At 45.8% G+C, this 14,199-nt stretch carries 13 protein-coding genes; 6 read left to right on the top strand and 7 right to left on the bottom strand.

Annotation, left to right across the window (positions count from 1 at the left end; genetic code table 11):
• Window positions 1–87 precede the first annotated feature (87 nt).
• Both ACZND6_RS08845 and ACZND6_RS08840 read right to left on the bottom strand, forming a co-directional pair.
• Window positions 88–726, bottom strand: a complete 639-nt coding sequence (locus ACZND6_RS08845; protein WP_489524578.1) for a hypothetical protein — start codon at window positions 724–726, stop codon at window positions 88–90.
• A gap of 28 nt (window positions 727–754) precedes the next feature.
• On the bottom strand, window positions 755–1,876 hold the full coding sequence (locus ACZND6_RS08840) for an AAA family ATPase (protein ID WP_118631883.1): 1,122 nt from the start codon (window positions 1,874–1,876) through the stop codon (window positions 755–757).
• Window positions 1,877–2,138: 262 nt separating this feature from the next.
• On the opposite strand from ACZND6_RS08840, the gene ACZND6_RS08835 reads away from it, so the two are divergent.
• Window positions 2,139–3,254 (top strand): Fic family protein, encoded by a 1,116-nt coding sequence (locus ACZND6_RS08835; protein ID WP_293738507.1) that lies wholly within the window; start codon window positions 2,139–2,141, stop codon window positions 3,252–3,254.
• Between the two features lie 173 nt (window positions 3,255–3,427).
• On the opposite strand, the gene ACZND6_RS08830 is transcribed toward ACZND6_RS08835, so the two are convergent.
• Complete coding sequence (locus tag ACZND6_RS08830; protein WP_489524577.1) at window positions 3,428–5,023, bottom strand: AAA family ATPase; 1,596 nt, start codon at window positions 5,021–5,023, stop codon at window positions 3,428–3,430.
• A 171-nt stretch (window positions 5,024–5,194) separates the two neighbouring features.
• Here ACZND6_RS08830 and ACZND6_RS08825 point away from each other — a divergent pair, with 171 nt between their 5' ends.
• The 4 genes from ACZND6_RS08825 (at window position 5,195) to ACZND6_RS08810 (ending at window position 10,589) form a co-directional block, all read left to right on the top strand.
• Complete coding sequence (locus ACZND6_RS08825; RefSeq protein WP_489524576.1) at window positions 5,195–6,928, top strand: PhnD/SsuA/transferrin family substrate-binding protein; 1,734 nt, start codon at window positions 5,195–5,197, stop codon at window positions 6,926–6,928.
• Complete coding sequence (locus tag ACZND6_RS08820) at window positions 6,925–7,551, top strand: response regulator transcription factor (protein WP_293738503.1); 627 nt, start codon at window positions 6,925–6,927, stop codon at window positions 7,549–7,551. Before ACZND6_RS08825 ends, ACZND6_RS08820 begins: the two co-directional genes overlap by 4 nt.
• 7 nt (window positions 7,552–7,558) lie before the next feature.
• A complete protein-coding gene (locus ACZND6_RS08815) occupies window positions 7,559–8,968 on the top strand; it encodes an FAD-dependent oxidoreductase (RefSeq protein WP_293738661.1) in 1,410 nt (469 codons plus the stop codon).
• Between the two features lie 142 nt (window positions 8,969–9,110).
• The gene (locus ACZND6_RS08810; RefSeq protein WP_489524575.1) at window positions 9,111–10,589 is read left to right on the top strand and encodes an FAD-dependent oxidoreductase; all 1,479 of its coding nucleotides are present in this window, start codon (window positions 9,111–9,113) and stop codon (window positions 10,587–10,589) included.
• A 117-nt stretch (window positions 10,590–10,706) separates the two neighbouring features.
• Here ACZND6_RS08810 and ACZND6_RS08805 read toward each other — a convergent pair whose 3' ends face one another.
• On the bottom strand, window positions 10,707–11,321 hold the full coding sequence (locus ACZND6_RS08805; protein ID WP_489524574.1) for a GmrSD restriction endonuclease domain-containing protein: 615 nt from the start codon (window positions 11,319–11,321) through the stop codon (window positions 10,707–10,709).
• A gap of 197 nt (window positions 11,322–11,518) precedes the next feature.
• Between ACZND6_RS08805 and ACZND6_RS08800 the strand changes: the two genes are divergently transcribed.
• Window positions 11,519–11,707, top strand: coding sequence for a hypothetical protein (locus ACZND6_RS08800; RefSeq protein WP_008864620.1), 189 nt, complete (start codon window positions 11,519–11,521; stop codon window positions 11,705–11,707).
• Window positions 11,708–11,743: 36 nt separating this feature from the next.
• Here ACZND6_RS08800 and ACZND6_RS08795 read toward each other — a convergent pair whose 3' ends face one another.
• The 3 genes from ACZND6_RS08795 to ACZND6_RS08785 form a co-directional block, all read right to left on the bottom strand.
• Entirely contained in the window at window positions 11,744–12,004 is a 261-nt protein-coding gene (locus tag ACZND6_RS08795) for a type II toxin -antitoxin system TacA 1-like antitoxin (RefSeq protein WP_300874882.1), read from the bottom strand.
• Between the two features lie 104 nt (window positions 12,005–12,108).
• Entirely contained in the window at window positions 12,109–12,345 is a 237-nt protein-coding gene (relB, locus tag ACZND6_RS08790) for a type II toxin-antitoxin system RelB family antitoxin (RefSeq protein WP_489524573.1), read from the bottom strand.
• Window positions 12,346–12,509: 164 nt separating this feature from the next.
• A complete protein-coding gene (locus tag ACZND6_RS08785; RefSeq protein ID WP_293738194.1) occupies window positions 12,510–14,147 on the bottom strand; it encodes a VWA domain-containing protein in 1,638 nt (545 codons plus the stop codon).
• Between the last annotated feature and the right edge of the window lie 52 nt (window positions 14,148–14,199).

The raw sequence follows: 14,199 nt of genomic DNA, 5'->3' as shown, positions 1-14,199 counted from the left end.
ACAATAACTTGAGGAGTTAACACGAAAAGAAAAAAATGAAAATCTACTATAAGCCCCGTCTATCGGGGCTTTGCACGATATAAGGGGCTAAACACAGGTAAGAATATCGACAAACTCAAAAAGCTTCTTCTCACCGTTAGACGCAATAATCAACGAACTACCTTGTCTCAGACCTTTGAATCCGACGGTGTCCTTAGTTACCAAGAAAGTCTTTAGTTCGTCAAATTTTTCCGGCTTACCGTCTTTCCCCGGATAGCGAACTCTGACGGTGACTTCAACGCCGTCCTGAATAACCGGACCGGTACCGTGCGACGTAATTAGAAAATGCCTCTCTTCCTCTGAATTGATTTGTTTCCATCCTGACTCAGGATTGTCCAATTCATTGCCAACTTTACGCAAAGCTGAAAGCTTATTGCTTTCTATTTCTTTTCGCACTTCTTGTGCGGCAATTTTCTCTTTCACTCCTGAGTACACACAGAGTACATATGGAAACTGAATATTAATCTCATAATTAGTGTCGCAATATTGAGCAGCAAAATCCAGAAGATATTTTCCATGTACGAGGCCCGGCTGCTGGTAGTACAAAGAGTCACCTCTGCGGCAAGCAATGAGTTCCGCAGGAGAATTCACAAGGCACAGCCGCTGAGCTTTCTCCGAAGCAATTGTTTCGTGCTCAAAAGAAAAGAAGGAGACAAAAACCGCACTGATGCAAATTATCGAAGCCACTAACTTTCTAGACATAACATCCTCGCATTCAGAAGTATTCTTTTTTTAACCACTCTAAGAAGAAATAGTCATAGATACGCAATCCTCGATCGTTCTTTTGAAGAATCCCTCGCTCAAGTAATGTCCTAGCGGATGATTGAGCCGAACTTACAGAAGAGAGGCTGTGATCCTTTACAAAAGCGGTTGATGTTGGATTCTCAACTGTGCCTTCCTTTGCAATGGCTAACAACAAGGATTTTTGGTTTAGGCTAAGGTCAGATAGGAGGGCCCTGTAAAAAACGCCTTGCTCTTGTACTATCGTGGAAAGAACCTTGCCTAACATTTCTTCCGATACGACATTACCCTCTTGAGTTACTGAATAAAGCCTGTTTAATATTGATTGAATAAACCAAGTGCAGCCAAAAAATCGCGTATAAATGCGATAGAAGATTTCTTCAGGGATAGTTTTACCGGAATCTCTAAACTTTTCTTCTGCAAATAAAAAATATTCTTTTTTATCTATCGGATTTAAATGCATCATGGATGCGCTTTGATAGAAAGGGCTGCGGCCTTGAACAAACAACTCCGAGAGCAAGTGAAATTCACTCCCGGCATAGATCATCCGGATATTTTTTTTAGTTTGAATAATTCCCCTCAATAAAGCTGTAGCATCGGCCTCTTTGAAAGAAGCAATTTTTTGGAATTCGTCAATCGCCAAAATTACAGGCTTGTCCAAGCTATCTAGAAAAGAGAAGGCTTCTTCTATCGTTTTTTCCGGTTGTTTGATATCTCCGAGACTGAGAGACACCTCCGGTGACCCATTATTTGGATCAACAGACATCGTTAATTTGAGAGTCCGAAAAAATGAAGATATCTTTTCTAAGAAACCACTCTCTTTTTTTAACGACCTAAAAATACTGTTGCTCAAAGCAAAAGTAAATTCTTGAAGAGTACCGCATGCGAGCGCATCGAAGTAAAGACAGTGAAAATCTTTTTTTATTCGAAGGTCATGGAAAACATGCTGAATTAGCCCTGTCTTGCCCATTCTTCTTTCTGAGAACAAAACTACATTTCTTCCATTCCTAACATGCTCTTCCAGTGATTCTGTCTCTACTCTCCGGTCGCAGAAATACTCTTTAGAAATGTAGGTTCCGACAACAAAAGGATTCATAATTATTCAAATCTAAATTATTAAATTTTTAATAATTATATATTAAATTATTGAGATTCTAATAATCTTAGATTTTGTCGTTTCTCGCTATTGCTCAAGGATATAGGGAGTTTCTTTCTAAAATTATCCTTTATTCTCATTGTGTTTGATTTCTTGGAGTTTTTAAATACAAAGTCCATAATTCTTTTTATAGTCTTCAGATATAAGCAATATTCTTCTCCAGAAGAATAGAAACCGAATCAAAGGTCTAAAAGGGTAAAAAATGACCAAAAATCACATCAGTCTACAATTGCTTCCGCTAGATCGTCGGAAACCTTTGCCTTGGCGTGATTTCGGCAGAATTGCTTTCACCTCTATCGCGAATCTTTCGCATCTAAACGGAATGACACTCGTTCCTTCTAAGGCAAATCTTCTTAAGCGTGCGTGGCTTGTGAGAGAAGCCCGAGCCTCTAGTGAAATTGAAGGCCTTATTGCAACAATCGAAGAAATCGAGGAGTGTCGCCTTGGTATTTCCCTTTCTCTTAAAAGAAAAAGAAATATACGGCGGGTTCTGAATTATCAGGAGGCCACGAGATTTGGTTTTAACGAGCTAAAAAACGGGCGTCCTTTTTCCATCCCTTTGCTTAAATCCGTACATGCTTTACTTTCGGAGAGTTTCCCAGATGAAAACAAAACTTCAATAGTATGGAGAACGACGCAAGTTAATTTAGGTAATTCAGCTTTTTTTCCAGATCAAACTTCTATTGTTCTACCCGATCCAATATTCGTGGGGGAGCTTATGGAGAATTGGGAAGATTTTTCGCGCAGAGAGGACCTAAACCCGATAATTCAAGCAGCTGTCCTTCATGCTCAATTCATGATGATTCAACCATTCTCTGAAGATAACGGAAGGATTGGAAGACTCTCAATTTTGCTGTTCCTTGCAGCGAAAAACATTCTAATCAATCCTTGTTTTTTCTTGAGTTCATATCTTCTTCGAAACAGAGAAACTTATTATGCATCTTTAGCCGAGATCTTAAAAAATAAGGATTGGAATACCTGGATTTCCTTTTTTCTAAACGCTGTCGCTGAAGAATCAGAAGCTGAAGCTTCATCGCTGTTAAAACTTGCAGACTTTTACGAAACATCAAGATCTCAATTGGCTGAGAAAGCTAAATCGTCCCCTTCTATTGAAATCCTTGATTGCATATTTGAGCAGCCAGTATTCACAGCTCCAAGCTTAATTAAACTTTTCAACTTGAAGCTATCAAAGGCGACACTTCTCAAAATCATCCAAAAACTCAAAAGCGCCGGGCTTGTGAACAAACTTAGCGAAGGTAGAGGAAGGAGACCAACAGTTTGGAAATTCGGATCTCTTGTAGATCTCCTCCAAGAATGAGGCCTCGAGCTTTGAGTGTTTAAGAAAAGAATCGAGAGTCGGAAAAATCTAAACACCCCCTCCCTTCTTTTTTTCTCATGCGAGAAGTTGCACGCTAGAGAATCGATTGGCAATTTGAAGCCATCACACTATTCGGAGCAGTTAAGACACGCGACTTCGTGAGGGCCCCCTATCTAAACTTCTTGCCACTTAACAAATTGTCGAGCTTCAACCGAGAAGACAAGCGCAACCTTTTTCACTTCTTTTGAGTATTGTTGATCACCATAATGCCTTTGCTTTATTTGCTCAACAGCCTCACTCAGTTTTTCGGTTTCGCCTTTGTTGCCCTGCACAACCTTGAACTCAAAGATCCAATGTCTGTTGCCTGCATTCACCTCCAAATCGCTCCTGCCATGTGCATTGTGATGTTCAACTTTTACATCCAGGCCGGCGCCTGCAAAATAGACTTGAACATAGGCTCTTAAAGAAGCTTCGTCCCGCACTGGATACCTTTGATAATCAATTGCCAGAAAAAGTCGATTAAGGATATGGAAGACAGACTCCGCCGACTCTTCACACAAGACCTTAACAATCGGCCCTGCTCCTACTTGTCCTGCCACCTTTCCGTCCAAAAGGCGCTCGGTGTAGAGCTGTGCCATGGCACGTTTAACTTCTAAATTTGGATAATCAAGGAAAACAGTATTACCAAACTCGACAGACTTAATGGTGAGGTAGCCGGCTTGTGTTAACAAACCGATATCTGACAAAGTTTCAACATCAGAGGAACCCGTCAACGCAGACAACGATATTGTTTTATCTCTAGCGTACTCCTCAGGTTCTTTAATAGTGTGGCTCTTTAAATATTCCATCAAAACTGCCGGCCTACCACCGCTTTCAAACCAATAGTCTTTAAACCCTCGGTCAGGTTGTGCAAAGAAATTGAGAAGCGACCAAGGCGCGAAAACTTTCTTTGCCCCGCTCTCCTCAAAGCAAAATCCATCGTAATGAGCAGCCAGCAGATCTAATAATTCATTTTGACCTATGGAAAGAACTTCAGCTGACTTTGCGATATAAGGTCCGAAGTATGTCTGAACTTCTTCATGTGTGTAACCCAATAAGGAGCCAAATCGTGGCGCTAAAGAAATATCGCTCAGATTATTAAGTTCAGAAAAAATTCTCATTTTATTGAATTTTGTAATTCCGGTAATGAACACAAATCTGAGTGCTCTGTCGTGGGACTTCAGAACAGCATAAAACTCGGAGAGTTGTCCTCTAACAGCATTGAACAACTCATGCTGATTAAGGCAAGATGTTAGGGGAGCATCATATTCGTCAATCAAGACAACTAACGAACTGAGCCTTAATGTTTGCAGCCATGTTGATAATTGACCTGCAGCGCTGTTAAGGTCGTCGTCAACATATTGAAATCCAACAGTGCCGAAGCACCTTGAAATAAGGGAAGCGAATTTTCTAGAAAACTCTTCAGGCGAAGAAAAAAACTTTAGTTCTGAGAAGTCAAGTCTCACAACAAGGAATTTTGTCTCTTCAACCCAAAGCTTCTCAATAGCTAAGCCTTTGAAATCTCTTAGTCCGTGCGTAAACAACGACTCAAAGGTGGAAATCAACAGAGATTTACCAAACCTTCTTGGACGAGCCAAAAAATATTTGCGTCTTGTAGAGGCCAGCTCGTAGACCAAATCTGATTTGTCTACGTAAATCTCATTTGCATACCTTAAGACAGCAAAATCCGATGTTCCCAGCGGCAAATTCTTCAATTTATTATCTTTCATCAGCCTATCCCACCATCATGATTTTCTCTATTTTAATGAGAACTTATAGTTCCTCAATATCTCTAATTTTTAAGGATTTCACCAAATTATCCAACCTGTCCTAAACGTTAAAATAATTCTCGAATCCTCAAACTCGAAGAAGAAAAATTGTTCCGAAAGCTCCTGACTCTCTTGTTATGGTCTGCTGTCCTATGCACACCATGGACAGTTCATTCCGCAGACAAACCTGGGGAAGTCAGGATTGCTGTACTTTTCACTGAGGACCCGCTGTTTTTCATCAACACCTTTGCGCCGACTTTGGATCATCTTCGCAAGGCGCTTCCTCAGTACAAGATCGTCACCAAGGAAATTTCGGGCCATGAGTCTCCGGAAGACATCAGAAAAGAGCACTTCAGCTTCCTGATTTCTTCGGCCGGCTTCTACGCTTCCTTTGATCCGTCATCTGCAGGCTTAAGACAAATTGCCACGCGCCACGACGCTCGAGCCAAGACTGCATCCGAATCCATCGGCTCTACCATCATCGCGTTAACCGATCGCAATGACCTCGATCGAATGGAAGATCTCAGAAAGAAACGCCTTGTCACGAGAGATATTGACTCACTTTCCGGCTGGCTCGGTGCCAAAGGAAAACTTGCCGACCGCATCAGCGCTAAAGAAGATCAGCCGCATCTCTTCAGCACGAAGTACAGTTATCCCGACGTCTACTCTTACCTGCTTTCTGGTGAAGCAGACGCCGCAGTGATTCCAACCTGCGAACTAGAGAACATCTCTAACGCGCACCTCTTCAAGGTCATTGACGAAGAAAAGACTTCTCTAGCTTGCAAGAGTTCTTCCCCGCTCTATCCGGACTTTGTGTTCTCGTCGTTTCCGGACACTTCGCCTGAGGTCGTTAAGAATTTCACAGTCAGCCTTCTGACAATGCCGAAGATGCCGGACGGTGCATCCTGGGGCATTGCAAATGATTTCCGCTCCGTGCTTCAGCTTTTCAAAAAATTGGAACTCGGTCCTTACCAGCCGGAACCTTTCTCTGTCGGAGCATTCATTGAGAAGTACAAAACAGAAGTCTTCTTGGCGCTTGCCCTGCTTCTTGGTGTGCTCTTCCATATCTATCGCTCGAACTCTTTAGTTTTCCAAAGAACGGCCGAGCTAAGAGAAGCCATCGATCAGCGAGACCGAGTTGCCGAAGTCGCAAGAAACTCTCTGAAGCGCTTAAGCCAAATGGAAAAACGCGGCATCCTTTCCCAGCTCTCGCATATGTTTGCCCACGAACTTAAGCAGCCTTTGTCCACCGTCGTCAATTACGCAAACGGCCTCAAGATGTACGGCGAACAAAAGACGCTTGATCCGATTGTGAGCCAGGGCATCGAAGCCATTGCCTCGGAATCTTCTAAGGCCGCCCAAATCGTCGACCGTGTTCGAGAGTACGCGAAGTCTTCAAGACCGGTGGATTCACAAAGCACAACCGACTTATCTCAAGTCACGCGTAAAGCCATCGACGCTTTCCGACTGTACGTTTCTACACAATGCCGACTTCAAATCGACTTGCCGCAGAAAGCCGAGATCAATGGCGATCCGTTTGAACTGGAGATTCTCGTCCTTAATCTTCTGAGAAATGCCGCAGATGCAGTTGAACCGCTCAAAGATAAGGCGCTCATAAAAGTTTCTGTAACTTCTGAAGATGCGGATTGGGTCTTGTCCATCACGGACAACGGGCCGCCAGTCCCTGACGAAGTGCTGGAGCGTATGAAGAAAGCTCTGCAAAACTCACTAAAAGCCGATGGCTTAGGATTGGGCTTAAAAATCGTCTTTGCAATTGCTGAAAGACATCGTGTTGAACTCAAATTCTCTCGCGTTGACCCGCAAGGCTTGCGTGCTGAAATTCGTTTCAAAAAGGTTTCCTCATGAAGTCATCCAAACTTACGCCTGTCGTCCGAATCGTCGATGACGATGAAAAAGTCCTCGCCTCCGAAGCCTTCTTGGTGAATATGGCGGGTTTCCGAACCTCAACCTATAACAGTGCTAAAGAATTCCTGGAGAAAGACGATCCGCTCTTCCCGGGATGTGTGATTTTGGACATCCGTATGCCGGAGATGAGCGGACTGCAGCTACAAGAGGAAATGAAGAAGCGGGAAATCGACCTTCCGATCATTTTTCTGACTGGGCACGGCGACATTGACATGGCAGTCAAAGCCATGCTCACCGGCGCCACCGATTTCATCGTGAAGCCCCCTGAACCTAATCGTCTGAAAGAAGCGCTCGCTAAAGCCGTGGCTAAAAATCAAAGTGATCGAGAGGCCGCTGAAACCTGCGAAGAAATGCGCGCCCAGTTCGATTTACTGACACCCGCCGAGAAAAAAGCCGCAGAGATGATTGCTCTCGGCAAACTCAACAAAGTCATTTCCTTTGAGCTGGAAGTCTCAGAGCAAGCTGTTAAAAACTGGCGAAGCTCGATTTTCCACAAGCTCAACTGCAAAAACATCGTTGAGCTCAATGCTTTCCTACGCAAGATTCATATTCTTAACGACTAACGATCCTATGTTCCGAAGAGATTTCTTACTCACGACTTTAGCCGTTGCCGCTCCTGCCGCAGCCTTTGCCCAAGACATCAATTGGCGTCTGAGCTGCGATGTTTTAGTCGTGGGCGCGGGAGGCGCGGGTCTGGCGGCCGCGGTCAGAGCTTCGGAACTCGGTGCTGAAGTCATCCTGATAGAGCAAAACGCGCATCTCGGCGGAAACACTTTGATCTCCGGCGGATTCCTCGGTGTTGTGGATCCGATAAGGCAGGCGCCTTTGGGTATCTCTGACAGCGAAGAAAAGCACTTTCAAGACGTTTGGGATAACGGCGACAAGATTGCGGACCCGGCCTTGGTACGCAAACTGGTCCATGAAGCCCCGAGAATGCTTTCCTGGCTGGAAAGAAAAGGCGTGAAATTCCAAGACGAAGTGATAGAAATCTATGGATCCCACTTCCCTCGCTGCCATAAACCGATTTTCCCGAACGGCACGGCGTATGTGCGAGCACTCTCCGGCGCCTTGATGCAAAGGAAAGTCAACGTTCTGACCGAAACCAAAGCAATTGAGCTTGTAGAGGACGACAACGGACGCGTTATCGGAATCAAAGCCGCTTCGAAAGGCAATGAGTTTTTCATTCGCGCAAGAAAAGGCGTCATCCTTGCCGCCGGCGGGTTCGGAGCAAATCTAAAGACGGTTGCAGCCTTCGACCCTCGCCTAAAAGGTCTTCCGAGCAACTGTTCTTCCGGCTCAACCGGAGACATGCTTTTTGCGGCGCGCAGAATCGGCGCTTCAGTGATCGACCTAAATGAAATTCAATGTCTTCCGGGCCCGATTTCGAACAAAGGCATTCGTGTCCGATTCCACAACGACGTACGTCGCTTTGTCTTCGTCAATGACGAGGGTCAACGTTTCGTAGACGAAAGAGCGCGTCGCGATGAACTCAAAGAAAAGATTCTGGTTCAGAACAACAAGAGCTGTTACTGCATCATTGACAACGACGGCCTCGAAACGCTTGACCTTCTGGTCCGTCGCGACGCTATCCGTGCCGCTGAAACCAGCGATGCTGTCAAAGCTCAAAGCTTGGAAGAATTGGCCTCCGCTCTAAATATTCCTGCAACGACCCTGACAAATACGATCGAAGAACGAAACGCTGAGATTGCCTTTGACAAACCGCAAAGCCGCAGATTCCCGATTCAAACAGCGCCCTTCTGGGCCGCTCGTGTCGGCATGAGAATTCATTACACGATGGGCGGACTTCAGATCAATGAAAAAGCTCAGTGTCTCAAGGAAGGCAAAACGATTCTGGGGCTTTATGCAGCCGGAGAGATCACCGGAGGTATCCACGGCAGAAACAGAATCGGCGGAAACGGTTTAGCCGATGCCTTTACGTTCGGCATGATTGCGGCAGAAAACCTCGTTTCTGAGTCTTAACAAAATCGTTTACTACTTAACTTTTCCTTTGTCAATAACCTAATGTTTATTTGGCGTGAAGCGCTGAATTCTTAGACTTCTTCCCAACGAGGCCAAACAAGCAAACCGCCTCAAACCTCAGATTTCACACTTGGAGAAGAAAATGACAAAGCTTTCACGTCGAGTATTCCTTGGTACCGCTCCTGCCGCTGCTGCCGCAGCCGGTGTTTTCGGAACATTCTTCAGCACCGCTGCAGAAGCCGCCATCAAATGGGACGAAACTTATAACGTCATCGTGATCGGTACCGGCGGTGCCGGTCTTTCCGCAGCCGTCTCTGCAAAAGAAGCCGGCGCCAAGAAAGTCGTTGTTCTCGAAAAAATGATGTTTGCCGGCGGCAACACCATTCGTGCCGGCGGCGGATTTAACGCAGCCATCAAAGCCGACTACGAAAAAGCCGGTATTACCGACTCTCCCAAACTTCACGCCGAACAGACTCTGGCTGCCGGTGACGGACGCGGCGACCCTGTCTTGGTTCACCAGCTCACAGAAAAAGCTCCTGAAAGCGTTCAGTGGCTCAAAGATCACGGCGTCAAATTCCAGGATCACATCTATCAGATCTACGGCGGTCTTTACAAACGCGCCCGTAATCCGATCGGCCCGAGAGGCGGTGCTTACATCAAGGCCCTTCTTGAAGTCTGCAAAAAAGAAGACATCCCTATCCTCTACAACACTCGCGTTGTTGAAATCATCCGCGAACATCAGTTAAGCGGTCGCGTTCTCGGCGTCAAAGTCGAGCAAAAAGGCGGAAAGACACTCTATTTGCGTGCTACCAACGCTGTTGTTGCTGCTTCCGGCGGTTTCGCTGCAAATGACAGACTGACCGCAATCTCCGATCCTCGCATGGGCCAGCTCGGCACAACCAACCATCCCGGCGCCACGGGCGACGTCTTAACCGATTTGATCGATATCGGTGCAGGTACCCGCGGTCTGGATTACATCCAGTGCATCCCGGGCGGAGTTCCGGGAGAAAAACATGCTCCTAACCTCTTCACGCATGTTGACCGCTTCTTGTTTGTGAACCTCGACGGCAAACGCTTCATTAAAGAAGACGCAAGACGCGACGTATTGCGTGACGCCATGCTTGACCAGCCTAAAGCCATTGCTTGGACAATCGTTGACGCTGATGGTTTTGAACAGCAGAAGAACTCCAAAGGACCTGAAAACGAAGCTGCATTGAAGGCCGGCACACTCTATTACGCCGACTCTATTGAAGACCTGGCTAAGAAGATCGGTGTCCCTGCAAACAACCTCAAAGAAGCTGTCGACACCTACAACAAGGCTGTTGACACCAAGAAAGATCCGCTCGGCCGTGCTGAAGGCGTTCTGGTCAACAAGATCATCAAGGCTCCGTTCTACGCCGGTCGCGTCACGATGAAACGTCACCACACCATGGGCGGCGTGATCATCAACAAAGATGCTCAGGTCATTGACCGTCGCGGCAACGTCATCCCCGGTTTGTATGCAGCCGGTGAAGTCACTGGCGGTATCCACGGTACCAACCGTGTCGGCGGCAACGCTATGGCTGACATTTTCACATACAGTCGTATCGCCGGTGTGAATGCCGCTAAGAATCCTGCTTAATGTTCTGAATCGCTAACCGTCGAAGGACGATTAGTGTGCGACTGAATAAGAGCTTCCGATGGAAAACGTCGGAAGCTCTTTCTTTACTGAAGCAATTTGGCAAAATCACACTAGAAGCTAGGCCGGGACTGAGCGTGGCTCTTCAACATCTGAGCGAAGGAGGGCTTTCATCGCTTCGCCATGCTTCAGCGAAACTTCATAAGTCCAATTACCTACTCCCGTATTTATATTATTACTTTCACAAATTGCTGCCATTATCCTAAGTTTTAAAGATCCTTCCGAAACAATTCTTCTCGCCCTGGCAACCTTATTTATGGGAAGATCGTTGAGAAAGCGTGTGTTATGACTATTGCTCAATAAGCAAAGGTTTCCAAAGTCGTCTATTCTCCTTCCCTCTTCTCCTGAAGGACTAATTTCTGACCATGAATCAATATATTTTGATTGCTCAGGAGAAGTATCGGATTTATCAGGATGCTGGGGGAAAAAATGTTCTACCGAATTCCTGAACGCAAATTCAAAACTTTCCGCTTGGAGCCCTTCTTTAAGATCAATAAGTTCTAAACCTAATCCTTTTCTGGCATCGTCCCAATTTTCAGTAGTTATTATTTTTTCCCAAATCAAAAAATCTAAATAATTAAATTGAACTCCAACTAGGTCACTCCTATCTCGACTCTTCCTTAACGGACAAAACATAGTCAAGTTTGTTGTTGGTAATCTCGCTTGAGAAAACATCGGCCGTTTTCCGGAAGCTATCCCAAGTTGAGAGAATTGAAATCGCAGACTTGAGGTGCCAAACTATCAGAATAGAAAGAGAGCTGTTGCGTTAATCATTGCTGACGCATTTGAAACCAACACAACAGCCAATACTTTCATCAAACCAATCAAATCAGAACAGTAATCGCAGTAAAAGCTGACAGAAAATCAAGCCTATGACAACCGTACATTTCAAGCTTTCTGATGCCAAACCCTGGACTGCGGAAGAACTCCAACGAATCAAAAGCATCAGAGACGAGGATATCGATTACTCTGACATTCCGCCAACTACGCCAGAAGATTGGAAAAAAGCCGTCCGCGGAAAGTTTTGCAAGCCTGCTAAGAAATCGGCCACCCGGAAGTGATTGCCTAATGCAAATGCGGCGGCTGGCAAAGCCGCCTCACAAATTCCAGTCAGGGACTTTTTTGAGCTTCTTTCTGCCCTCAATTTCCTGCGGCGTCAAAGGACTGCCGACCAATTCAACCAAAGCTTGATACTGGTCTTCAGGCAGAAGAATCGTTTTCTTCTCTAAGAAATTTTCTTCAAAAACACTTCTCAGAGCGGATAGAACGATCTGTGTTTTGGTCGTGCCTTGCGTTCTTGCCAAGACCTCTAAGCATGCCATCTCATCGTCCGGAATTCTGATCTTTAACACTGCCATACTGTCTCCTTGAAGAACTGCTGCAAAAAGAGGCGTCCGCCTGAAACTAGGGCTCGATAGAAAGAAAGTATGCTGAGAAAAACTACAAAAAATTATCCTCGCAACTAACGAGACCCTTCACTTTTGAGACCAAGCATCTGCGCCATTTCTTCAGATGAAACGACGTCTTCCCGGCCATCGCGTATTCGTTGTACTACCTTGTTAGAAAAATAGATGTCCTCTAGATCATCTAAATAATGATCCAGAGTTTCTTTGACTAAAGCAGTCTCTGAGCGACCCGTTTCTTTAGCAAACCGACACAGCCGCGCCTCAATGCATTTCGGAAGCTGAATTTCTAACAACGAACAATCCCCTGAAAATTTTCGATTCCTTCAAGAAGAAAGAAATCATCCGAGAAGAAAAACTCTACGGATCTCCTTCCTTAATTTTCCTCCCGAGGCCGAATTAACACAGCCGCTCAAACTTGGTATCGCAAAAATCTTCACGACGACCATGCGGCTAAAGATCAATGTCTTCTTCTAAACGTCTCTTCAAGAAGCTTATAAGCCGCCTCTTTCATTTGGCGAGAATGCTTGATGTCCGACTGAATACTAAAAATCTTCGGAATATCATCCCCGATGCCCAAGCAGACAATCTCAATACCGGCGCGTTTCAAATCTTGCTCAATGTCAGTTAGAAGTTCGGCATCGGAACACAATCCGTCCGTGATCAAAAAGATAATTTTGCGGGACTCTCTTCGACTGACAAGCTGAGCCGCCGCTGAATTGATGGATTGTCTGACTGGTGTATAGCCGAAAGGCCTTAAAGCGCAAAAGCGTTCCAAACAAGACGCAACGGACTCATCAAAACGTTTGATCTCTAACAGCGTCTGACGTTCAACACCCGGAAAAGCATAAACCGAGCTTCGGCATCCGCTTACGGAATCTGCCATTCCTGCGATTGCCTGGGCACACAAAGATCCCGTTCTCATATCTTCGCGCGTCATCGAGCCGCTGCGGTCTAAAAGCACGCACATCGCAACTGACGGACGAAGCACGGACTCTTCGCATCGGAAGACCCGGGTATCTCCTACAGACAAACGACTCAGTCTCTTGGGCTCAAGATCTCTTCCGCTTCTCGCATAACGCGTAGGCTGGAAACTCAGTCCCTGCAAGAACCGATGAAACTGCTGGGACCCCCCGCGTAGCAGCTTTTCTGCTTCCGCTTTGAATTCCGGATCTGCACGAGGACTGAGTTCACTTCTGACCGTCGGCCAAACGGCAGCTTTACCGGTCGGATTCTCGCCGGTTGCTCCTCGATAGTTTTTATAGTCTTCTTCCATGGCGCGATGGATATCCGCGTCCTTAAGATCATCATCCTCGAACAGAGCGTCAAAGTCCTCCGACTTTTGCTTATCTTTCTTCGGAGTTTTGGCCTTGCCTTTTCCTTCAGAAAGGACCGATGCACCTTTTGATGAAGAGTCGCCGCTCTGTTGGTCGGGACTGCTCTTGTTCTCTTCAGAAAACACCTTTTGAGAGATCGCATGGCTGAACATTTGAGCAATTTCTCGAGCGCACTGTATAACCTCAGCTGTATTCGGACTTCTGACTGCTTCTTCTGCCTTCTGCATAATCCGCTCAAAAAGCTCCTGACCGAATCTCTGTACGAAAGCATTTTTTGCTTCTTCCGAATAATGCTTTGAGCAGTCGTATTCCAGCATCAGTGCGGTCATGCACCAATAGCAAGTAAGGCAAAGAAGCGCGCCCGGCGAAGTATGTTCGTTGATTTTCGGAAGCTGCCCTGCCCGAGCCATCTTAGAAAAGTGTTCATTGCGCCAAAGATAGCCGCCCGGATATTTTTTATATCCGATGGCATCAATGCGAACGTCTTCCAGAGCATTAACGAGCGAATGCAGACCGCCGAGCGAAGCTACTTCATCAAAGTCACTGTATAAAACGTGATGAATCTCATGCGTCCCGTGAGAGAGATAAGCATCAAGAGCGTCCTGAGACTGAAGCAGCGGCTCGCCTAAATAAACGGTCTTGCCGTCCGTACAGGGAGTTCCTGCAAAAATCACTTTGATTTCTTTTCCCGCAGAAAGAGAAGTCAAAATGCCGTTTACCGCTTTCAAAACCGCGGGTAACGCAATCGTTGTCTGAGACAAAATGAAATTCCTAAAAATATTCCGGAACCGTGTCCCAAGGCTTTCGCCTTGA

It is taken from the genome of Parasutterella sp. (genome assembly GCF_057870745.1).
Note: the sequence above shows the minus strand (reverse complement) of the source record. Positions and strands in the feature narration are given on the sequence as shown.

Excerpts from the sequence above, each read along its gene's own strand:
- ACZND6_RS08840 (WP_118631883.1), bottom strand. The coding sequence starts at position 1,876 with ATGAATCCTTTTGTTGTCGGAACCTACATTTCTAAAGAGTATTTCTGC.
- ACZND6_RS08835 (WP_293738507.1), top strand. The coding sequence starts at position 2,139 with ATGACCAAAAATCACATCAGTCTACAATTGCTTCCGCTAGATCGTCGG.
- ACZND6_RS08830 (WP_489524577.1), bottom strand. The coding sequence starts at position 5,023 with ATGAAAGATAATAAATTGAAGAATTTGCCGCTGGGAACATCGGATTTT.
- ACZND6_RS08820 (WP_293738503.1), top strand. The coding sequence starts at position 6,925 with ATGAAGTCATCCAAACTTACGCCTGTCGTCCGAATCGTCGATGACGAT.
- ACZND6_RS08815 (WP_293738661.1), top strand. The coding sequence starts at position 7,559 with ATGTTCCGAAGAGATTTCTTACTCACGACTTTAGCCGTTGCCGCTCCT.
- ACZND6_RS08810 (WP_489524575.1), top strand. The coding sequence starts at position 9,111 with ATGACAAAGCTTTCACGTCGAGTATTCCTTGGTACCGCTCCTGCCGCT.
- ACZND6_RS08805 (WP_489524574.1), bottom strand. The coding sequence starts at position 11,321 with ATGTTTTCTCAAGCGAGATTACCAACAACAAACTTGACTATGTTTTGT.
- ACZND6_RS08800 (WP_008864620.1), top strand. The coding sequence starts at position 11,519 with ATGACAACCGTACATTTCAAGCTTTCTGATGCCAAACCCTGGACTGCG.
- ACZND6_RS08795 (WP_300874882.1), bottom strand. The coding sequence starts at position 12,004 with ATGGCAGTGTTAAAGATCAGAATTCCGGACGATGAGATGGCATGCTTA.